Annotated in this window: 21 protein-coding genes; 10 read left to right on the forward strand and 11 right to left on the reverse strand. The window is 63.4% G+C overall.

Going from position 1 to position 19,769, the window contains the following annotated elements; all coding sequences use genetic code 11:
- The first annotated feature begins 601 nt into the window (after positions 1–601).
- Positions 602–2,587: a calcium-binding protein gene (locus tag ABMA59_RS13980; RefSeq protein ID WP_349005973.1), complete on the forward strand. Its 1,986-nt coding sequence runs from the start codon at positions 602–604 to the stop codon at positions 2,585–2,587.
- Between the two features lie 250 nt (positions 2,588–2,837).
- Positions 2,838–3,056 (forward strand): hypothetical protein, encoded by a 219-nt coding sequence (locus tag ABMA59_RS13985; RefSeq protein WP_349005974.1) that lies wholly within the window; start codon positions 2,838–2,840, stop codon positions 3,054–3,056.
- Here ABMA59_RS13985 and ABMA59_RS13990 read toward each other — a convergent pair whose 3' ends face one another.
- Positions 3,057–3,341: a hypothetical protein gene (locus tag ABMA59_RS13990; RefSeq protein WP_349005975.1), complete on the reverse strand. Its 285-nt coding sequence runs from the start codon at positions 3,339–3,341 to the stop codon at positions 3,057–3,059.
- A 128-nt stretch (positions 3,342–3,469) separates the two neighbouring features.
- Here ABMA59_RS13990 and map point away from each other — a divergent pair, with 128 nt between their 5' ends.
- Positions 3,470–4,297, forward strand: coding sequence for a type I methionyl aminopeptidase (gene map / locus ABMA59_RS13995; RefSeq protein ID WP_349006152.1), 828 nt, complete (start codon positions 3,470–3,472; stop codon positions 4,295–4,297).
- A 144-nt stretch (positions 4,298–4,441) separates the two neighbouring features.
- The gene (gene radC / locus ABMA59_RS14000; RefSeq protein WP_349005976.1) at positions 4,442–5,194 is read left to right on the forward strand and encodes a RadC family protein; all 753 of its coding nucleotides are present in this window, start codon (positions 4,442–4,444) and stop codon (positions 5,192–5,194) included.
- 111 nt (positions 5,195–5,305) lie between these two features.
- On the opposite strand, the gene ABMA59_RS14005 is transcribed toward radC, so the two are convergent.
- A complete protein-coding gene (locus ABMA59_RS14005) occupies positions 5,306–6,358 on the reverse strand; it encodes an aldo/keto reductase (RefSeq protein ID WP_349005977.1) in 1,053 nt (350 codons plus the stop codon).
- Positions 6,359–6,740: 382 nt separating this feature from the next.
- Here ABMA59_RS14005 and ABMA59_RS14010 point away from each other — a divergent pair, with 382 nt between their 5' ends.
- Complete coding sequence (locus ABMA59_RS14010) at positions 6,741–7,502, forward strand: TylF/MycF/NovP-related O-methyltransferase (RefSeq protein ID WP_349005978.1); 762 nt, start codon at positions 6,741–6,743, stop codon at positions 7,500–7,502.
- Between the two features lie 89 nt (positions 7,503–7,591).
- Here the strand turns inward: ABMA59_RS14010 and ABMA59_RS14015 are convergent, their stop codons facing one another.
- A complete protein-coding gene (locus tag ABMA59_RS14015) occupies positions 7,592–8,038 on the reverse strand; it encodes a hypothetical protein (RefSeq protein ID WP_349005979.1) in 447 nt (148 codons plus the stop codon).
- Between the two features lie 214 nt (positions 8,039–8,252).
- Between ABMA59_RS14015 and ABMA59_RS14020 the strand changes: the two genes are divergently transcribed.
- A complete protein-coding gene (locus ABMA59_RS14020) occupies positions 8,253–8,420 on the forward strand; it encodes a hypothetical protein (RefSeq protein ID WP_349005980.1) in 168 nt (55 codons plus the stop codon).
- A 46-nt stretch (positions 8,421–8,466) separates the two neighbouring features.
- On the opposite strand, the gene ABMA59_RS14025 is transcribed toward ABMA59_RS14020, so the two are convergent.
- Positions 8,467–8,970, reverse strand: coding sequence for a DUF1993 domain-containing protein (locus tag ABMA59_RS14025; RefSeq protein ID WP_349005981.1), 504 nt, complete (start codon positions 8,968–8,970; stop codon positions 8,467–8,469).
- A gap of 124 nt (positions 8,971–9,094) precedes the next feature.
- Here ABMA59_RS14025 and ABMA59_RS14030 point away from each other — a divergent pair, with 124 nt between their 5' ends.
- On the forward strand, positions 9,095–10,138 hold the full coding sequence (locus ABMA59_RS14030) for a DUF1176 domain-containing protein (RefSeq protein WP_349005982.1): 1,044 nt from the start codon (positions 9,095–9,097) through the stop codon (positions 10,136–10,138).
- 52 nt (positions 10,139–10,190) lie between these two features.
- Here ABMA59_RS14030 and ABMA59_RS14035 read toward each other — a convergent pair whose 3' ends face one another.
- The 7 genes from ABMA59_RS14035 to ABMA59_RS14065 form a co-directional block, all read right to left on the reverse strand.
- Positions 10,191–11,042, reverse strand: a complete 852-nt coding sequence (locus tag ABMA59_RS14035) for an alpha/beta hydrolase family protein (RefSeq protein WP_349006153.1) — start codon at positions 11,040–11,042, stop codon at positions 10,191–10,193.
- 231 nt (positions 11,043–11,273) lie between these two features.
- Complete coding sequence (locus ABMA59_RS14040; protein ID WP_349005983.1) at positions 11,274–12,881, reverse strand: NTP transferase domain-containing protein; 1,608 nt, start codon at positions 12,879–12,881, stop codon at positions 11,274–11,276.
- On the reverse strand, positions 12,878–13,588 hold the full coding sequence (locus ABMA59_RS14045) for an XdhC family protein (RefSeq protein ID WP_349005984.1): 711 nt from the start codon (positions 13,586–13,588) through the stop codon (positions 12,878–12,880). Before ABMA59_RS14045 ends, ABMA59_RS14040 begins: the two co-directional genes overlap by 4 nt.
- A 3-nt stretch (positions 13,589–13,591) precedes the next feature.
- Positions 13,592–13,927, reverse strand: coding sequence for an XdhC family protein (locus ABMA59_RS14050; RefSeq protein ID WP_349005985.1), 336 nt, complete (start codon positions 13,925–13,927; stop codon positions 13,592–13,594).
- 22 nt (positions 13,928–13,949) lie between these two features.
- The gene (locus tag ABMA59_RS14055; RefSeq protein WP_349005986.1) at positions 13,950–15,200 is read right to left on the reverse strand and encodes a vWA domain-containing protein; all 1,251 of its coding nucleotides are present in this window, start codon (positions 15,198–15,200) and stop codon (positions 13,950–13,952) included.
- Between the two features lie 4 nt (positions 15,201–15,204).
- Positions 15,205–16,134 (reverse strand): AAA family ATPase, encoded by a 930-nt coding sequence (locus ABMA59_RS14060; protein WP_349005987.1) that lies wholly within the window; start codon positions 16,132–16,134, stop codon positions 15,205–15,207.
- A 15-nt stretch (positions 16,135–16,149) separates the two neighbouring features.
- Positions 16,150–16,644: a flavin reductase gene (locus ABMA59_RS14065; RefSeq protein WP_349005988.1), complete on the reverse strand. Its 495-nt coding sequence runs from the start codon at positions 16,642–16,644 to the stop codon at positions 16,150–16,152.
- A 183-nt stretch (positions 16,645–16,827) separates the two neighbouring features.
- On the opposite strand from ABMA59_RS14065, the gene ABMA59_RS14070 reads away from it, so the two are divergent.
- The 3 genes from ABMA59_RS14070 (at position 16,828) to ABMA59_RS14080 (ending at position 19,737) form a co-directional block, all read left to right on the forward strand.
- Positions 16,828–17,883, forward strand: coding sequence for a branched-chain amino acid ABC transporter substrate-binding protein (locus tag ABMA59_RS14070; protein WP_349005989.1), 1,056 nt, complete (start codon positions 16,828–16,830; stop codon positions 17,881–17,883).
- Positions 17,880–18,878: a P1 family peptidase gene (locus tag ABMA59_RS14075; RefSeq protein WP_349005990.1), complete on the forward strand. Its 999-nt coding sequence runs from the start codon at positions 17,880–17,882 to the stop codon at positions 18,876–18,878. The genes ABMA59_RS14070 and ABMA59_RS14075 overlap by 4 nt, the downstream gene beginning before the upstream one ends.
- Positions 18,879–18,999: 121 nt before the next feature.
- Positions 19,000–19,737: a DUF2259 domain-containing protein gene (locus ABMA59_RS14080; protein ID WP_349005991.1), complete on the forward strand. Its 738-nt coding sequence runs from the start codon at positions 19,000–19,002 to the stop codon at positions 19,735–19,737.
- Positions 19,738–19,769 lie beyond the last annotated feature (32 nt).

The following is a 19,769-nucleotide window of genomic DNA, read 5'->3' on the forward strand; positions in this document are numbered from 1 at the left end:
TACCAGCGACCAATGACCTTTGAGACAAACAGACCGATTTGCGCGCCGCCTGGCGTGCTGCAGTCGCCGTGCCGTATCCGCGCAACGATGCATCGTGATGACGCTTCGCGGGGAAGCCCCAAGATTTCTTCGAACCAGGCCACATGACCGTCATCCCTGCCCTTCCCACACCGACCACGGCCTGTTCGTCCTCTCCGCCGGGATGGATCGCGCGGACCTTCGAGCCGCTTGGGTTGCGAACGGCGCCGTCGCCGAAAACCTTGATTTCGTGTCACACAGGGCGGGAGCATGACTTGTCTCGTGTGGTCTCCGGACAGGCCGTTCGTTACACGCGGTCCGGCTGGCGACATCCCACCGTTGCATTCGCAACCGAAGGTTTACACGCTTGGAAGTACGTGGGCCTCGCGTCGACGACACGAGGCAGTTCATCCGGCCCAGGCTCCGACGCAGATCGATCGTCTGCGGGAGCCTTTGCGCGGCCGATTGTGGCCGGCATGTTTCCGCTCCCCATTGCGCAGACGGTGAAAGGTTGCCTGGCAGCCGCTCATAGACGCTGCCGCAACCTCGATGCATCGGCAACCGATGACGAGAGGAGCATCAAATGGCTACCGAACTTACCAACAGCAGCGATGCCTATCAGGCGGAAGCCGGCGAGGAAGTGTACGCGCTGAACGGCGACGACCAGATCTGGGTGATCGATGACGACACCAGGCTCGAATACGATCCCGCCTATATCTATGGCGACCAGGGCAACGACCAGCTCGTCAGCTACACCTATGGCGACCGGCTCTACGGCGGGGCGGGCAACGACACGCTTTATGGCGGCGGCGGGGCCGACTATCTGAGCGGAGGGTCCGGCAACGACACGATCTGGACGGGCGGCTTCGGAGGCGGCGAGATTTTCGGCGGCGGACCCGCCGGCGACATCGTCTGGGCGGGAAGCGGCGACGACACGGTGCATCTCCAGGCCGCCTCGAATGACAAGGCGGTGCATGGCGAAGGCGACTACGACACGCTCTATCTCTACAACAGCGAAGACGCGATCGACAATTTTTCGCTGGTCGGCGGCGGCTCGACCGGAGGGCTGGTCGCCGACGGTTTTGAAGAACTCCACTATTCCGGCGGCGATAATTTCGAGTCCATCGAAGGCGGCAATTTTGGGGACTGGATTCGCGGCAATGGCGGCACGGACATTATCTCCGGCCTCGATGGCGTCGATTTCCTGTTCGGCGGGGACGGCGCCGATCTGGTCGGCGGCGGCAAGGGCGACGACCGGCTCTACGGCGATGCCGGCGACGACACGTTGCGCGGCGCCGAAGGCGCCGACCTGATCTATGGCGACGACGGTAAGGATCGCATCTACGGGGACGACGGCAACGACCAGATCCATGGCGGCAATCAGGACGACACGATCTACGACCGAGACGGCGACGACACCGTTTGGGGCGAGGACGGCAACGACACCATCCACACCGGAACCCGCACCGACACGATCTGGGGCGGCACCGGCAACGACACGATCGACGAGGAAGGCAGCGACATCCGTGAGATCGTGCCTGGCAAGTTCGAGATCGGCGGCGACAAGCTCTACGGCGAGGCCGGTGACGACATCATCCGCGCCGGCACCGGAAACGACATCGTCGAGGGCGGCGTCGGCGCCGATACGCTTTATGGCGGCGATGGCAACGACATCCTTCGCGACGGCGACGGCGATGACACGATTTATGGCGACGCAGGCGGCGACCTCATCCAAACCGGCCGAGGCCGCGACACGGTTTCCGGCGGCGACGGCGGCGACGTCATAAGCGAAGCCGGAACCGATGTCGTGACCGTCGTCCTCAACGGCGTTCCCCTCGCCCTAATCGGCGGCGATACACTGCGCGGTGGGCTCGGCAACGATTCGATCCTCGCCGGCACCGGCCACGATATTTTGGAAGGCGGCGAGGGCAACGATACGCTGAACGGCGGCGACCATAATGACAGCCTGATGGGCGGCATCGGCGCCGATAATCTCGACGGTGGCGCCGGCATCGACACCGCCTCCTATCGCGACGCCGCAACCGGCCTGGTCGCCAGTCTCGCCAATGCCTCGATCAACACCGGCGAGGCCAAGGGCGACGCCTATGCTTCGATCGAAAATCTGCTCGGCTCACGCTACGACGACATGCTGAACGGTGACAACGCCGTGAACACCATCAACGGCCAGCTCGGCAACGACGACATCAAAGGTTATCGCGGCAACGACACTTTGATCGGCGGCACGGGCAGCGACAATTTCATCTTCAACTCGGCGCTGGACCCCGATGACAATGTCGATTCGATCCAGGACTTTTCCGTCGCCGCCGATACGATCCAGCTCGACAACGCCGTCTTCACGGCGCTGACAACGCCTGGCGCTCTGGCGGCATCGGCCTTCAAGGACATCGCCAGCGGCCCCAAGGACGCGAACGACCGCATCATCTACAATTCCGATACCGGCGCGCTTTATTATGATGCCGACGGTTCAGGCGCGACCTTCGGCAATATCAAGTTCGCGGTGTTGACCGGGACACCAAGCCTGACGGCGGCAGATTTCACGATCATCTGAGATCGGCAGACAATCAGGCGCGGACGGCTTGAAAAGGCACAGTCGCCGTACCTCTGGCTGTTTAGCCACGGCGGTGCATGGGCGACACTGCTTCCTGCGCCACTTGGTTCGGCCGACCGCCATTTCGAGAAAAGACGGTCGGCCGATCCGCGCATATGTGGCGGAACCGAAACTGGCGTTTACGCGTACATAGTATGATATTATAACCGGTGGGACAAACGCGCCGACCTTCACCGATGAGGTGCTCGTGATGACAGACAATACGCCGGACCCACGCAGATCACATCGCATCAGCAAAGCGCTCTTCGAGGGTCAGGGGGATGAATTGTTTGACGCTCTGGCAGAACACATCGAGGACACCGGCATGCGGGTTGGCGAGGCGGCACTCGAAAAGCTGGTAGCGGTTGTCCGTGGAGCCCGCCAACCGGGGATGGTCGGCCGGAACTATCGGACAAAATCCGAAGCCTAACTATTCACGTTCGCCGTCCAACGGAGAATTTAGCGCGCGGAGCAGGTCACCTGATTCGATATAGGCCATATCCAAAAGATGCGCCAGAAACTGAAATTGTTCACCTTTCACGATCTGACTCAATTCGCGGATCGTGGCATGCAGGTGTAGCAGTTTTCCCCTTTTGCGTTCTCGCGCTGCCTTTTTGGCCAGGTCGACCGCCGCCACGATGCTCTCCTCTTGAGTATAGTCCCTCCGTACCAGCAATGCGCTGATTGGAAGTTTCGTTCCGAGAAACTTGAGCATTGCCAAGTTATCCAGCCGCCTATGCGCAGGTTCGGATTGGCTGGCTTGGCTGCTTTGCACTTGAAGCTGGGACGCGCAGATGTCACATGATGCGTTCGCGTATGAAATCCATTCTCCATCCGAGCCCCATGGTTACCTATCTCGACGCCGACGCAGCACCATCCCGAAACACCGGGCAGATCAAGCTCTATGGCGAAGACGCCTTCGCCGGGATGCGTAAGGCCTGCGACCTCACCGCGCGCTGCCTCGACGAACTGGTTGCCATGGTCGTGCCCGGCGTGACCACGGAGGAGATCGACCGTTTCGTCTTCGAATACGGCATGGACCACGGCGCCTTGCCCGCGACGCTCAATTATCGCGGCTACACAAAATCCTCCTGCACCTCGATCAACCACGTTGTCTGCCACGGCATTCCAGATGCAAAGCCGCTGCGCGACGGCGACATCGTCAACATCGACGTCACCTACATACTCGACGGCTGGCACGGCGATTCCAGCCGCATGTATCCGGTCGGCGCCATCAAGCGCGCCGCTGAGCGGCTGCTTGAAGTCACCCATGAATGCCTGATGCGTGGCGTCGCCGCCGTTCGTCCCGGGGCGCGGACGGGCGCAATCGGCGCGGCGATCCAGAGCTATGCCGAGGGCGAGCGCTGTTCCGTGGTGCGCGACTTCTGCGGCCACGGCGTCGGTCGCCTGTTCCATGATGCGCCGAACATCTTGCACTATGGCAGTTCCAACGAAGGCGTCGAGATGCGCCCCGGCATGATCTTCACCATCGAGCCGATGATCAATCTCGGCCGCCCGCATGTGAAGGTGCTTTCGGACGGCTGGACGGCGGTCACCCGCGACCGCTCGCTCTCGGCGCAGTACGAGCATACGGTCGGCGTCACCGCCAGTGGCTGCGAGATCTTCACGCTGTCGCCGGCTGGCCTCGACCGGCCCGGCCTGCCGAACTAGGCGCTCTGACCTCCGCGGTTCACGGCTGCCGCGCCGGACAACCTCGAAACTCCGGTTTCCAGATGGAAGGAGGATGGTCTAGACTTGGGTTGATCGCGGCGGCGAGACCTCGGGAGAGGTCGGCTGCGATCGGTCGAGGGCTGCATGGCGGCGGATGGGGACGACGAGCGCGGTTTCTTCCACGAGCGGCCGCTTGCGCTGAAGCCCGGCAAGACGGCCGTGGCCAAGCCGCAGCATGCCGGCCACCGCGACCGTTTGCGGCAGAGATTCCGCGAAGCCGGGTCAGGCGCCCTCGCCGACTACGAACTGCTCGAACTGCTGCTGTTCCGCTCGATCCCGCGCGCCGATACCAAGGCTCGCGCCAAGGCGCTGCTGAAGCGTTTCGGTTCCCTGGCCGAAGTGCTTGGCGCGCCGGAACATCTTCTGCGCGAGGTGGAGGACATCGGCGAAGGCGCGGCTCTCGATCTCAAGGTCGTCGCGGCGGCGGCGCAGCGAATGGCGCGCGGCGAGATTAAGGGCCGCGAAATCCTTTCATCCTGGACGCAGGTGATCGACTATTGCCGCGCGGCAATGGCTTTCGAGGACCGCGAGCAATTCCGCATCCTTTTCCTGGACAAGAAGAACGCGCTGATTGCCGACGAGGTCCAGCAGACCGGCACGGTCGACCATACGCCTGTCTATCCGCGCGAGGTCGTGCGTCGGGCGCTCGAACTGTCTGCGACGGCGGTGATTCTGGTCCACAACCACCCCTCGGGCGATCCAACGCCATCCCGCGCCGACATCGACATGACGAAGACCATCATCGCCTCGGCCAAGCCGCTCGGGATTTCTGTGCATGACCACATCATCATCGGCAAGAAAGGTCATACCAGCATGAAGGGCTTGATGCTGATCTAGGGCAGTAGGCAGTAGGAAAAGGCAGAAACCGGAACCGGCGTGTTGCAAACATGTCGGCGCCGCAGTATTTTTTTACTGCCTACTGCCTACTGCCTTGCTGCTCTCACTCAATCAGGGACAAGGATTCCCCACCCGCTGGTGCAGATCGTCCACCGCTTTCTGCATCTCTTCGGTCCAGGTGAATTCGGCGGCATGCAGCGCTGTTTCCAGTTGCGGAATGGTGGTAGCGCCGATGATACTCGACGTCAGGAAAGGCCGGTTTAAGACGAAGGCGCCGGCAAACAGCGCCGGCTCGACACCGAAAGAGCGGGCAAGTTCGCTGTATGCAAGGATCGCCTCGGCGGCATATGGCGTCTGGTATCGCTGTCCGCGATCGAAAAGCGTCGTACGTGCTCCTTCCGGCCGGGCTCCGTGATCGTACTTACCGGTCAGAAAACCCTGTCCCAGCGGCGAATAGGCGAGCAGGCTGATGTCCTCGCGGTCGGCGACCTCGGCGAGATTTACCTCAAAATTCCGATTCACAAGATTGTAGGCGTTCTGCACCGACGCGACGCGCGGCCCGCCGCTTTTCTCGGCCTCGAAGAGGAAACGCATGATGCCCCAAGAGCTTTCGTTCGACAGGCCGAGGTAGCGGATCTTGCCGGCTTCCACCAGTTCGTCGAAGACGGCAAGTGTCTCGGCGATCGGCGTTTCGTCCGCATCGCGCGGCGCCGGCCAATTGCCGACCCGGGTCGGATTGGCGCCCCACGGCACGCGCCGTTCCGGAAAATGGATCTGGTAGAGATCGACATAATCGGTCTGCAGCCGGGCCAGCGACTTGTCGATGGCGTCGAATATGTCGGTACGAATCAGTCTGGAAGGGCGTCCGCCGCGGAACCATTCCATCGGCGTCCTGCCGACGACCTTGGTTGCAAGTACGACCTTGTCGCGATTTGCCCGCTCCTTCATCCACGATCCGACGATGCGCTCGGTGCTTCCCTGCGTTTGAGCCTTTGGCGGGATCGAATAGAGTTCAGCCGTATCGAGGAAATTCACGCCGCGGGCGAATGCGACATCCATCTGGGCGTGGCCCTCGGCCTCTGTATTCTGCTGGCCCCAGGTCATTGTGCCCAGGCAAACGCTGGAAACAAGCAAGTCGGTGCGGCCAAGACGGCGCTTCTGCATATCGGATCATCTCCGGAATTGGTCAGGCGGAAGGAACGGAAGGAGGTCCGCTCAGCACCCTATCCGGGAAAACCGAAAATCCCAAGGGCCGGCAACCTCTAGGTTGGGAATTCGCCATGCGCGGGCCACTAGCTGGGCGTTCTCTGCTCTCAGTCGTCGGATCGGGTTCCGCGGCGACGGTTCAACAGACCAGGGGCATGCGACGACGTTTCAGACGCGGAGCTTCTTGCACTGCCCGACAGGCCGCAATCCAACGACGATTGCCGCGCAAGCAGGCGCACGCTTTTGGCGAGTCCGCACGGCAATGGCACCATCTGCTATGGCGTCAGCTTGTCAAACCATATTATGAAGCGCGTCAACTAAACGACAGTTGGACGTGACGATGCGGTTCATCCGGCGCCTGCTCGGCCCCAAGAAGAAAAACGAAACTCGAAAGCGTGTTGTCGATGTCGAGCGGATCGACCGCTACGTCCGCCACGCCGAGGGCAAGGACGCCTATCTCTCCGCCTATTTCGAGGCGATGCGGAACACCGGCTCCAATGACAACATCTTCAAGCAGAACCGGTTCTTTACCCTCTACCAGATGGTGTCGCGGGTGCTGGCGCAGGGGCCGAGCGGCGACATTGCCGAATGCGGTTGCTGGCGGGGTCATTCGACCTATCTGCTGGCCAATCTGCTGAAGGCTGGCAACTGGCCGGGTCATTTCTGGGTTTTTGATTCGTTCGAGGGCGGATTGTCCGACAAGACGCCGGAGGATCGGACCGGACGCGGCAACACCAGCCCCGAGGCGACCAGGAACCAGAAGGAAAGTTTTTTCTCCGACTACGACGCGGTGAAGGCTTCGCTGGCGCCGTTTCCATTCGTGTCGTTGCACAAGGGCTGGATTCCGGCCTCGTTCGACGCGCCGGGACTGGCGGAGAGCCGGTTCGCGCTGGTCCACATAGACGTCGATCTCTACGAGCCGACGCGCGACAGCCTGGAATTCTTCTACCCCCGGATGAACCCGGGCGGCATCATCGTCATCGATGATTACGGCTCGGCACTGTTCCCCGGCTCGAAGACGGCGGTCGACGAATATCTGGCCAAGGTGAGGCCAGCGTTTTTCCTGGAAAGTCACTTGATGGGCGCGGTGATCGTCGTTTGAGGTTGGGACCGAGTCCGGTCACATAAGCGCGCCATTGCCTGGTTGACAGCCTGCCAAACAGGGCCCTCAATCAACCCGACCGGGACCGGTCAGCGGCGGTCCGACCCAGCGGCCCGCCGCGAGGCCTCGTCGATTAGCATGTTGGCGACCTGCATGCGCACCATAGCCCGCTCGCGCAGATGGGGCGCGACACGATCCGGATGGTTGGCAAAAGCAAAGCGGCGGCGAATTCGGTGGAAATCCTCGATCCTCGCCATTTCCAAGCCGAGCTCGACCGCAATCGCTTCCGGTTCGGTCGGCAGCGGCAAATCCGCGGGCGCAGCGACGGGCCGCTCTCCGTCCGGCCCACCGCCTGCCGCCTCGCGGTACTCCGCCTCGGCGGCGTCATCCGAAACCCGGATGCGGCCTGAGTGCAGTTCCTCTGCGACGGAAAGATAATCGAAGGGAATCGTCGGAGCAGCAGCACCAACCTGGTCGCTTGCAGCGATCAGATCGTCGAGGAGGGATGCAAAATCCCGGTTCGCCAATTCGCTCACGACAGCCTCCTCCGCCGTCAATCCATGGAGCGCCAACTCGATCCCGACACTACCTCCGGAGCGTTAAGAATCTGCCGGAACCATCGGCCGAAATTGAGACAATTGCGATGCAAGCCACTCATCGCGCAGGGCTGCCATGCATAATGCTGCGCTGCACAATTGTCACGAATCGCCTATATGCTGGAATCGGGAGGACAAACGAAGGAGCCTGACCGTGGCTTTCTTTACGGAACTTTTCTCCCGCCCGCGGCCGCGCGACATCGGCCGCGTCCGCGTCGCGATGGCGATCGTCGAACTGCTGAGCGAGACCGGCAGCACCGATACGGATGTACGGCCCGCCGATTTCCCGCGCTTGCCGCGCCGGATCGCGGCTGGCCTGTAATCTTTAGGGGGCGGGCCTGCTGCACCCCGGCCCGCCTTTGCAACGGTCAGACAGCGAGGAAATCGATCTTTCCAAGCGGCACGCCATTGTGCCGCAGGATGTTGTAGGCCGTCGTCACGTGGAAATAAAAGTTCGGCATCGCAAAATTCTGCAGATAGTCGATGCCGCTGAATGACAGGTCGCGCGTCCTGCCCTTGATCAGGATCGCGACGTCCTCGCTGCCGTCGATTTCGGCTGGTTCGAACGTCCCCAGAAGATCGAGCGTGCGCGCGATCCGCGCCTGCAACTCTGCAAAATTCGTCTCATTGTCCTCGAAGCGCACGATCTCACGCTCTGCCAGGCGCGAAGGAGCGCCCTTGGCATGATCGGTGGCGATTTGAACCTGCGAGATAAGCCTGAGCATGTCAGGTGCCAACCGGTCGTTCAGGAACACTGCGGGGTCGATCTTACGCTCCTCGGCATTGGCCTCGGCCTTCCTCAAAACATTCGACAGGCTCTTCAGCCGCGCCTGAAACACTGGCACGCTGGCCTGATACATCGACATCGCCATGGACTTCCTCCGTTGCAGCCTGTTCGGCTGGCGTGCAGATAGGGACTTTGCCCGCGCGGTTGCAAGCGTCATCGGCAAGCCGCAATCAATCGTGATTCTTCTTGCCGATCCTCGGAGATTCGCAATGCGGACCGCATTTTTGACGACGGCCATCTCGTTGCTTGCCTGCACCGTCAGCTTCGCGCAGAGCGAACCGGAACCCTATCTCGACGACCGCTCCGACGCGGCGGCGATCGTAAGATCCTTCTACAATGCCATCAGCCGGCGAGAATATGCCCGCGCCTGGGACTATTTCGGTGACCGGAAGCCGTCCAAGGATTTCCAAACTTTCGTCAAAGGCTACGAGAACACCCAGTCCATCCAGATCGTCACCGGGGAGCCGGGTGCGGAAGGTGCGGCCGGCAGCACCTTCTATTCCCTGCCCGTCGCCTTCCTTGCCACCAACAAGGACAATAGCGAGCAGGTTTTCGCCGGATGCTATACGGTGCGGCAGGTCAATCCGCAGATTCAGGAGCCGCCTTTCCGCGGGCTGAGCATCGAGAAGGCTGAGTTGAAGCCTTCCGAACAACCCTTCGAGGAAAAGCTGCCGGCAAAGTGCGGCGACGGGCCGGCGTCCGAACCCAGGGACGCCGTGCTTGAGCAGGCCAAAAAAGCCTTCGCAGCACTCCATGCCGGGCAATGTGATTCGATCACGGCTGCCGGCGCCAGCCCAAGCCCGGAGACCTACACGATTGCCTTTCGCCGGGCTTCCAGTTCGGACGACGAACCGGAAAGCCAGGCCCGCCTTTTCCGCTTCTATTGCGGCATGGGCGCCTACAACGAGAGCCACGTCTATTATCTCTTCGATGAGGTAGAGGGCCTTCGCGAACAGCAGTTCGCCGCCCCGGAACTCGACATCCGTTATGTCGACGACAATCCCGACGGCAACTTCGAGAGCATGACGATCATCGGCTACACGGTCGATGACGAGCTCATCAATTCCTTCTACGACGATGCGACCAAATCGATCACCTCGCACGCCAAATGGCGCGGTGTTGGTGACGCCTCCTCATCAGGCATGTGGATCTTCCGAGACGGCGCGTTCACCCTCGTGAAGTATGATGTCGACCCCTCCTATGACGGGGAGATCAATCCCGAGACAGTGTTGGACTTTCATACCGGGCCATAGATGGTCGTGTCCGCCGGCTTTTCTGGACTATCGGCAAGGTCTCGAAGTTCGCTCAGGGACCGGCGGAAATCATCCAGTTGAGTGTCTCCCGCCAATCGGTCATGCGGATCGGCGTGCCGTGCGAACCCGTCTCGAAGCGCACGAACCGCGCTGGATAGCCCTTTGATTTCGACCGGATGGAGCGAAAGAATGCCTCCTGCGTTTCGACCGGGAAGACCGTGTCCTTGCTGCCTTGGCCGAACAACACCGGCACCTTGCGCTTGAAAGCCAGGCTGGTGAGAAAACCATCGTCCCAATGCGAGCCGAGCAGCAGCAGGCCGGACAGGCGGGGCGCTACGGCGGGATCATTGGCAAGCAGCCAGCACAGCCCGCCGCCCATCGAACCGCAGGCGACGAAGATTTTCGCGGAAGGCGACTGCGCGGCATAGTGGCTGATCAGTGCCGCAATCTGGGCGGCTCCCTTTTCACCGAAATCGGGAAAGTCGGGCGAGAGATAGAGCCCGCCATTGCCGGCCATCAGGTTCTTGATACGGTTGAAATTTCCGCCAAAGGTAAAGTCGTCGACGCCCTGCTTGCGGCTGCCGCCCTGGCCGTGCAGGTAAAGGGTTATGTAGGCGACGTTTTCCGGGCTTCCCACGGCAACATGACGGATGTCGCCGGCGTCGGTCCGAAGCACCAGGTCCTTCTGCACTTTGCGCACCCCGGTCGAGACATATTTGCTTTTGACCCGCCGTTCAGGGGTTTCGTCGCGCTGATTAATGTCGCGCGCCTCATTGTAGTCCACCACTTCGTAAGCACCGCCATCGCCGGTCGACAGGATGCCCGGATAGGCAAAGAGTTCGTCCTTGAAGGGTTTTAGAGATTGGGCGGGGGCGGGAAAAGTGATGAGGGCCGCGAGCAACATGGCCAGTCCGACTGTCAAGCCTGCGTTCCTTCGCGCCCCCCTCTGTCCTGCCGGACATCTCCCCCATAAGTGGGGAGATTGGCCGTCATCGGCTCCGCTGCCAATCTCCCCCTTTGTGGGGGAGATGTCCGGCAGGACAGAGGGGGGCGCGAAGGAACGCAGGCGGTTGATCAACAAAGACAGCATGGCCCGTTTGTAGCCGCAAAGGCCGACTTGGTCATCCTGCCGTGATCAATCCTGCAGAACGCCGCCGGCCTCGGCCATGGCCTCGGCGGTATCGACATCGACGAAGGCGCCCTGCCCGATCTCGACATCGATGACGCCAGCCAAGCCGGACTCGATGATTTGCCGGGCGCCGACATCGCCTTCCAGCCTCAGCACGCCGGCAAACACCGATCGCGGCAGGATGACCGGGTTTCCGCGTTTTCCGTCATGCGAGGCGCGCACCACCTGCTGGCCTCCGGAAGCGACGAAGCTGGCGACCAGCCTGTCCAGGTCGAGCGCCGAAACCTCCGGCATATCACCCAGCACGATCAGGGCACCGGCCGCGCTGGACGGCAGGCTGGCGATGCCGGCGTGCAACGAGCTTGCCAGGCCGCTGGCGAAATCGCGGTTGTCGGTAAAACGCAGGTCGAGACCGCCGAGCGCCGCGCGGATACGCTCGGCCTGATGGCCGGTCACCACGGTGACAGTCCGCGCCTTGCTCGCCAGCGCCGTCTCGGCAACCTTGCGGATCAGCGGTTCGCCGCCGAACCGCGCCAGCAGCTTGTTCGGTCCGCCCATGCGGGTCGAGCGGCCGGCGGCCAGCACTATTGCATGAACCGCATCGCCGTTGGGACGGCGCGCCTCGCGCGGCTGCGGGCGCGTTGGGATTTCCATAAGCAAGCCGCCGACGCCCATGCCGGCAATGTCGCGCGCGGTGACGTCCAGCCCCGCCAGCAGGCGGTCGAGAACCCAGTCGAAACCGTTCTCCTTGGGGCTGCGGGCGCAGCCCGGTGCGCCAATCACCGTCTTTTGTCCGATCCGGCCCAGCACCATCAGATTGCCGGGATCCACCGGCATGCCGGCTCGGATGACATCGCCACCCGCCGCGCGGATCGCCGCCGGGATGACGTCGTCGAAATCGCACATGGCCGAGGCGCCGAAGACGATGGCCATGTCGCTGCCGCTAAGCACCTGCGCGATGGCCTTGGCCACATCCTGCGCATGGTGCGGCACGCGCTTTTCGTCGACCACCATGCTGCCGGAGCGTTCCAGCCGATCCTCGGTGATGCGCGCCGTCTTGGCGACGACGCTGTCCTTCAGGCCGGGCAGTGTGGTGTGGACCAGCCCGACCTTTAGTGCCGCGAAGGAATGGACCTCGAAAAGCGGCCGCTCCAGCAGGATCTTGCAGGCCGCGTCCACAAGATGTCCGGCAATCGCGAACGGGATGATCTTGACCGTCGCGACCATCTGGCCGAGCTCGACCGCCGCTTTATCGGCCAGCGTGGCGATGGTAATTGACGGGTCGATAGCGTTGATGGCGTCGACCAGAGCGGCGTCGACGGTGAAGACGCCAGCGGCCGCGGCATGCAGGTTGACGCGCCCCGTCGAGGCCGGTTTCACGTCGACATTGCGCGACCGGATCGCTGAGGCGATGCGTGCCGCGGCCACATCCTCGTCGAGATCGCCAGCCTCCAGTACAGCGGCGATGACCTGCTCCACGCCAGCCGAGCGCAGCAGCGCAATGTCGTCGGCCGAAATGCGATGCGCCTTGGGAAAGCGCCTTTCGCCGGCATGCACGGCATGCGCCAGCAGCGCGCCTTCCGCGTCGGCGACCCCTATCGGCCCGAATCTCACGCCGCCCTGCCCTTTTCCACGCCGCCTAGACCCCGGGACCGGAACACCTGTATGACCTGGGCAAGGATAGCCACGGCGATCTCCTGGGGACTTGTAGCGCCAATGTCGAGGCCGATCGGCGCGTGGAGGCGCGCAACCTGCTCTTCGCCGGCACCGGCTTCCCGCAGGCGCTGGACACGCGCCGCATGCGTTTTGCGGCTGCCCAATGCGCCAACATAGAAGCAGCCGGCGTCGAGCGCGGCCTTCAGCGCGAAATCGTCAATCTTCGGGTCATGGGTGACCGCGCAAAGCGCTGTATAGGCATCCAGCGGCCGGGCGGCGAGCACCGGTTCCGGCCAGTCGGCATGCAGCGGCACATCCGGGAATCGCTCTGCGGTGGCGAAAGCGGTGCGCGGATCGATGATCTCCATGTCGAAGCCCGCAACTTTCGCCATCGGCGCCAGCGCCTGACTGATATGTACGGCACCGACCACCACGAGGCGCGGGCTGGGCAGCGAGACATTCAGGAAATAGCCCGCACCATTGACGGCGACGGTCTTCGAGATGCCGGTACGGAAAGCCTTCCCGACCGCCTCGCCGAGTTCACCCGACACCGCATCGCCCTCACGGACGATGCGGTTCGCGCCGCCTTCTAGCTCGGTTATCAGGATCGCGGCGCGGCGCGCCCGGCGTTCCTTGTTGAGGGTTTTCAGCGAAAGCGGGTCCATCGCTCAGCCCAGTTTCTCGACATACACTTTGATGCGGCCGCCGCAGGACAGGCCGACCCGCCAGGCGGTCTCGTCGGCCACGCCGAACTCCAGCATGCGCGCCTTGCCGTCGCCGATCACATCCATCGCCTCGGTCACCACCGCGCCTTCCACGCAGCCGCCGGAAACAGAGCCATGAAAATTGCCATCGGCATCGATCACCAGATGGCTGCCGACCGGACGCGGCGCCGAGCCCCAGGTCTCGATGACGGTGGCAATCGCCACGTCGCGGCCGCTGTCCATCCATTCTTCCGCGATCGCCAGCGGGTCGCGGCTTTCGTCAAGTGTCGTCAGGGACATCTTTTCTCTCCTCGTCTCCCGATCAGGCCGCACGCCGCTCGGGCGCCGCCAAGAACCGGCGTGGGTCGACACCGCCCCGGGGATGTTTGCCCAGGGAAGCGCAAAGGTCGGCAAGAGCATTCAAATTGTGCACCGGCCGGAATTCGTCGACATGCGGCAGCATGGCCCGCACACCCCGCGCCCGCGCCTCGAAACCGTCGAAACGCAGCAGCGGGTTCAGCCAGATCAGCCGCCGGCAGGATTTTTGCAGCCGTTCCATCTCGGCTTCCAGTTCGCCGACATCGTCGCGCTCCAGCCCATCGGTGATCAGCAGCACAACGGCGCCCTGCCCCAGCACGCGGCGCGACCACAGCCGGTTGAATTCGTGCAGCGTGTCGCCGATGCGCGTGCCGCCCGACCAGTCCTTCACTGCCGCCGAGCAATCGGCAAGTGCAGCATCGGGATCGCGATGGCGCATCTGCCGGGTCAGGTTGGTCAGCCGCGTGCCGAAGGCGAAGGCGTGCACGCGCCGCCGCTTCTCCGTCAGCGCGTGAAGAAAGTGCAGGAAGATGCGGGTGTACTGACTCATCGAGCCGGAAATGTCGGCCAGCACCACGAGCGGCGGATGGATTTCGCGCTGCGAGCGGAATTTCGGCAGGATCAGAGCGCCGCCGGTGCGCGCCGAAGAGCGCATCATGGCGCGCGGATCGATCTTTTTGCCGCGCGGATCGGCCTTGAAGCGGCGCGTGGCGACCATGTCGAAGGGCAGCCGAAGTGCTGCGATCTCGCGCCGCGCCTCACCGAGTTCGGCAGCCGTCATCTGCGCGAAGTCCTTGCCGCGCAGCACCTCGCTGCCGGAAACGGTGAAGCGGGCGTCGACCTCGATCTCCGGTATCTCGCGCGGCGGCTGCCGGTTCTGCTGGCCTTCGAACATCGCCTGGCTAACGCGACTTTCGGCGGCGCGCGGTTTCTGCTTGTCGCGCTGGTCGAGGGCGACCGGCGAAAACATCGCCAGCAGTTTTTCAATCAGTTCGCGCGATTTCCAGAACAGGCGGAACGCCTCGTCGAACACCGCATGGTCCTCATGGCGCGTCACCAGCACGGCGTGCAGCGTCCAGTAGAAATCGTCGCGGCTCCCGATGCCGGCAGCCAGCACTGCCTCGATCGCATCCTTGACCGAGGCCGGCCCGACGCGCATGCCGGCCTTGCGCAGGGCTCGGGCGAAATAGACGATGTTGTCGGCAAGCCGGCCGTCGGCGGAAGCGACTTTCCGGTCGGAGCGGAAAGTGTCCATCTTCCTACTCCGCCGCCGCGAGCTCCGCCTTGACCTCTTTCAGGAGGCGGCGGCCCTCGCCCTGCTCGATGCGTGCGATGTCGTCCTGGTATTTCAGCAACACGCCGATCGTGTCCGATACGGTCTCCGGATCGAGCGCGACCTTGTCGAGTTCAGTCAAGGCACCAGCCCAATCAATCGTCTCGGCGACGCCGGGAACCTTGAACAGCTCGATCTCGCGCAATTTCTGCACGAACTTCACCACCTCCGCCGAGAGCCGGCGGTTCGCCTGCGGCACCTTTCGCGACACGATCTCGAGTTCGCGGGCGGCGTTGGGATAGTCGACCCAGTGATAGAGACAGCGGCGCTTCAGCGCGTCGTGGATCTCGCGTGTGCGGTTCGTGGTGATGATGACGATCGGCGGTTCCTCCGCCTTGATCGTGCCGAGTTCCGGCACGGTGACCTGGAAGTCTGAGAGGATTTCGAGCAAAAAGGCCTCGAAGGCCTCGTCGGTGCGGTCCAACTCGTCGATCAGGAACACGGGTGCGGCGCCGGCCTTGCCGTCCAGCGCCTGCAGCACCGGCCGCCGGATCAGGTATTTTTCGGAAAAGACGTTCTTTTCCATCGCCCGCCGGTCGACCGCCCCTTCCGCCTCTTCCATGCGGATCTCGATCATCTGCGCGGCATAGTTCCACTCATAGACCGCCGACGAAACGTCGAGCCCCTCGTAGCATTGCAGCCTGATGAGCGGCCTGCCGAGCGCCGTCGCCAGCACCTTGGCAATCTCGGTCTTGCCGACGCCGGCCTCGCCTTCGAGGAACAGCGGCCGCTTCATGCGCAGCGCCAGGAACAGCACCGTCGCCAGCGCCCGGTCGGCGACATAGTCGGCACCGGACAGAAGCTCGAGCGTCGCGTCGATCGAGTGCGGCAACGGGATGGATTTTGCGTCGGTCATGGGGTCTCCACGCGCCTACAGCACCCGATAGCGCCGGTCGTGGTAAAGGAGCGGTTCAAGGCTATCTCCGATGCGAATGCCTGTCACCTTGCCAAAAAGAATACGATGGGTGGCCATGTCCTTGGATTCGAACAGTTCGCAATCGAACACCGCCATGGCATCGACCAGAGCCGGAGCGCCCGACGCGATCGTGTTCCATTGTCCGAGAGCGAAACGCTCTTCGACCGGAAGGCCGGTGACGCCGGAGAATGCCACGGCCAGCGCCTCGTGTGCCGGCGTAAGCGTGTTCAGCGCGAAACGCCCGTTCTTCACGAATGCCTCGTTCTTCTCATTCTCGCGGTTTATGCAGACAAGAATCATCGGCGGGGCATCGGAAACCGAGCAGGCGGCGATCACGGTCGCTCCGCGCAGGCCCGCCTCGCCATCGGTGGTGACCACATGCACCGCGCCCGCGAAACGCGCCATCGCGTCGCGGTAGGTCTGCGGCTCGACGTCGCTTTTCTTGAGCACCCGGCGTTCCCGATCTGGAGGACAGTTCGCTATATATGGGGAGACACGGCGCGCCACAAGAAACCGCTGATCTGGCCATCCGAAATCGCCTGTTGCGCCAGCGGGATGACGCCGTTACGAGTTTGCGCGGACGCGCGCCTCTCCGGGCGCGCATTGCGGCAACGGAAGGGATGGCGCGCAGGCATGCGGTTCGCGACGGCAGCCACCTTGCTTCTGGCCCTGTCGCTGGCTCCGTCTCCGGCGCGCGCCGAGGCCCTGAAGGTGGGCGTCGCCGCGCCGCTGAGCGGTTCCTCCGAACTGCTTGGCCGGCAGGTGCTGAACGGCGCGCGGGCGGCGGCCGGAGATACGATTCTGGAAATCGTGGACGATGCCTGCACCGCCGAAGGGGGTGCCGCCGCGGCCCGACGCTTCGTCGAGGCAAAAGTGAAAATCGTCGTCGGGTTCCTCTGCACCGAATCGATCGAGGCGGCGCTGCCGATCCTGAAGGACGCCGGCATTCCAACCATCACGCCGGGCGTGCGCACCGACAGCGTGACCGATCGCCGCGAAAAGACAGGGTGGCTGATCTACCGGCTGGCGCCGCGCGCCGACGGAGAGGAAAACGCCATCGGCACGTTGCTCGTCACGCTCTGGCGCGACAGCCTGTTCGCGGTGGTCGACGACGGCACCATCTATGGCCGCGACCTCGCCGAGAATTTTCGCGCCGCGGCCGCGAACCGTGGGCTGACGCCGGTCTTTGTCGACACCTATCGCCCACAGATGGAGAACCAGATCGGCTTGGCTGGCCGGCTGCGCAGGGCGGGCGCGGCCAACGTCTTCGTCGGCGGCGACCGTGACGACATCGCCATCATGACGCGGGATGCCGCAGGGCTCGGCGCGCGCCTGACCTTTGCCGGCGGCGAAACCTTGCGCTCCGCCTCCAACGGCGTGCCGCTGGCTTCCGGTACGCTGATGGTGGGCCTGCCGGAATGGGCCGAGATAGCCGATCCGGCCACGCTGCAAACCTTGGCCGAACGCCACATCGTGCCGGAAGGGTATGTGCTTCCCGCCTATGCCGCCATGCAGGTTGCAATCGCAGCGGCTGGTTCCGAGCAAGACTTTGCCGCCCCGGCGCTCGGCGGTCCCCATTCGACTGCGCTGGGAGAAATTCGGTTCGACGCCAAGGGAGACCTGACAGCAGGCCCTTTCCGGATTTTTCGCTATGACGGCGCGCGTTTCGTGCCCCTGGAGAGCCAATGACCTTCCGCCCCGGTCCACGCAACCTGATCACCGACGTCGCGGGCCTCAGGGTCGGCAACGCCGCCGATGCACGGCTGAAGTCGGGCACCACCGTCGTTATGTGCGACGAACCGGCGGTGGCAGGGGTGCAAGTTCTTGGCGGAGCCCCGGGAACGCGCGAGACCGACTTGCTCGAGCCGCATAATCTGGTCCAATCCATCAACGCCATCGTGCTGTCGGGCGGATCGGCCTTCGGGCTCGACGCCGCTTCAGGCGTTCAGTCGGTGCTCCGCGAGCAAGGCGTGGGCTTCGAAATGCGGGGCGCGCGCGTACCGATCGTGCCCGCCGCGATCCTCTTCGACCTTACCAATGGCGGCGACAAGGACTGGGGTCGCCACGCGCCCTATCGCGAACTCGGCTACGAGGCCGCCCGATCCGCAGCCGCTGACTTTGCCATCGGGACGGAAGGCGCTGGAACCGGCGCGCTGACCTCCGGCCTGAAGGGCGGCCTCGGTTCGGCTTCGACCGTCATGCCGGACGGCACGGTGCTGGGCGCGCTGGCGGCAGTCAACGCAGCCGGGTCAGTGACCGTTGGCGGGACACGCCATTTCTGGGCGGCGCCCTTCGAAATCGGCGACGAATTCGGCGGTATCGGCTACCCCTCGCCGCTCCCTGTCGACGCCAGCGACATCAGGCTGAAATACCGCGACCAGGGTGGCAACACCACGATCGCCGTCATCGCCACCGACGCTGTGCTGACCAATGCGCAAGCCAAACGATTAGCGGTTGCCGCGCACGACGGTTTCGCCCGCGCTATATGGCCGGCGCATACGCCCGCCGACGGCGATCTCATCTTCAGCTTGGCAACCCGACTGAGCGGCGTGGCGCCACAAAGCGGCGCCGCAATCGATCTCTATGCGGCGGCCGGCGCGACCATGGCCCGCGCGATTGCGCGCGGCATCCATGCAGCAGCCCCCGCCGAAGACGACCTTTTCCCGGTATGGTCGGCTCGATAACACGCCGGAAGAACTGACCTGTCTCACCCAAAGTTGGTGGAAGACTCGTTCACAGCAAGACGCTAAGACCTGCTGGCGATACGTTGATGATCGCGACAGCGCCCTGCCCCATGGAACGCCGATGCGGTCTCTGCTTCTCGCCAGTCTTGTTGTCCTGAGTACGCTCGCAACCTCTGCTCAGGGTTTTGCCGGCGATGCGGCGGACCTCAACATGCTCGGCTTCAGCGCCGACGGCGGCATCTTCGCCTTCGAGGAGTACGGCGTCCAGGACGGTTCGGGCTTTCCCTACGCCAACCGTTACTACATCGACACGGCGACGGATGCCTTCGTCCCGGGTTCGCCGATCCGCATTCGGCCGCAAAGCGAGGACCCGTCACTGGAGGACATCCGCGCCGAGGCGCGCAAGAAGGGCGAAGCGATCGTTTCCGACGCCGAGCTTGCCAAACACGCCGGCTACACGGCGGCGATGAATCCGGTTTCCGAACTTTCCGCCGATCCGTTTCGGGTCGTCGCCAATTCGAGCCCGCTCTATCCGCAACCGAGCGATCCAATGGAGTTCCGGCTGGAAGAGCTAGAGGGGATCAAACCCGGTGCTTCCTGTCCGGACTGGCAGGAAACCAGAGGTTTCCGTCTCCTCAAGGTCGATGCACGCCCCGGCGGCGCGACAAAGATCCTGCACGAGGACAAGCAGATTCCCGCAAGCCGCGGTTGCCCGCTCGGCTACCGGATCGGGGTCGTCCAGTCCTATTTTCCGGAGGGCGGACCGCATATCACGGTGGTGATCCTCGCGACACGCTCCTTCGGTTTCGAAGGGCCGGACTACCGGTGGCTCGCCGTCGCAACCACGATCGCGGACTAGCCGGGTTGTCCGCCACACCCGTCATAATCGAG

Source organism: Mesorhizobium yinganensis (genome assembly GCF_040081985.1).
GTDB classification, from domain to species: Bacteria; Pseudomonadota; Alphaproteobacteria; order Rhizobiales; family Rhizobiaceae; genus Kumtagia; species Kumtagia yinganensis.

Excerpts from the sequence above, each read along its gene's own strand:
- ABMA59_RS13980 (WP_349005973.1), top strand. The coding sequence starts at position 602 with ATGGCTACCGAACTTACCAACAGCAGCGATGCCTATCAGGCGGAAGCC.
- ABMA59_RS13985 (WP_349005974.1), top strand. The coding sequence starts at position 2,838 with ATGACAGACAATACGCCGGACCCACGCAGATCACATCGCATCAGCAAA.
- ABMA59_RS13990 (WP_349005975.1), bottom strand. The coding sequence starts at position 3,341 with ATGCTCAAGTTTCTCGGAACGAAACTTCCAATCAGCGCATTGCTGGTA.
- map (WP_349006152.1), top strand. The coding sequence starts at position 3,470 with ATGGTTACCTATCTCGACGCCGACGCAGCACCATCCCGAAACACCGGG.
- radC (WP_349005976.1), top strand. The coding sequence starts at position 4,442 with ATGGCGGCGGATGGGGACGACGAGCGCGGTTTCTTCCACGAGCGGCCG.
- ABMA59_RS14005 (WP_349005977.1), bottom strand. The coding sequence starts at position 6,358 with ATGCAGAAGCGCCGTCTTGGCCGCACCGACTTGCTTGTTTCCAGCGTT.
- ABMA59_RS14010 (WP_349005978.1), top strand. The coding sequence starts at position 6,741 with ATGCGGTTCATCCGGCGCCTGCTCGGCCCCAAGAAGAAAAACGAAACT.
- ABMA59_RS14025 (WP_349005981.1), bottom strand. The coding sequence starts at position 8,970 with ATGGCGATGTCGATGTATCAGGCCAGCGTGCCAGTGTTTCAGGCGCGG.
- ABMA59_RS14030 (WP_349005982.1), top strand. The coding sequence starts at position 9,095 with ATGCGGACCGCATTTTTGACGACGGCCATCTCGTTGCTTGCCTGCACC.
- ABMA59_RS14035 (WP_349006153.1), bottom strand. The coding sequence starts at position 11,042 with ATGTTGCTCGCGGCCCTCATCACTTTTCCCGCCCCCGCCCAATCTCTA.
- ABMA59_RS14045 (WP_349005984.1), bottom strand. The coding sequence starts at position 13,588 with ATGGACCCGCTTTCGCTGAAAACCCTCAACAAGGAACGCCGGGCGCGC.
- ABMA59_RS14050 (WP_349005985.1), bottom strand. The coding sequence starts at position 13,927 with ATGTCCCTGACGACACTTGACGAAAGCCGCGACCCGCTGGCGATCGCG.
- ABMA59_RS14055 (WP_349005986.1), bottom strand. The coding sequence starts at position 15,200 with ATGGACACTTTCCGCTCCGACCGGAAAGTCGCTTCCGCCGACGGCCGG.
- ABMA59_RS14060 (WP_349005987.1), bottom strand. The coding sequence starts at position 16,134 with ATGACCGACGCAAAATCCATCCCGTTGCCGCACTCGATCGACGCGACG.
- ABMA59_RS14070 (WP_349005989.1), top strand. The coding sequence starts at position 16,828 with ATGCGGTTCGCGACGGCAGCCACCTTGCTTCTGGCCCTGTCGCTGGCT.
- ABMA59_RS14075 (WP_349005990.1), top strand. The coding sequence starts at position 17,880 with ATGACCTTCCGCCCCGGTCCACGCAACCTGATCACCGACGTCGCGGGC.
- ABMA59_RS14080 (WP_349005991.1), top strand. The coding sequence starts at position 19,000 with ATGCGGTCTCTGCTTCTCGCCAGTCTTGTTGTCCTGAGTACGCTCGCA.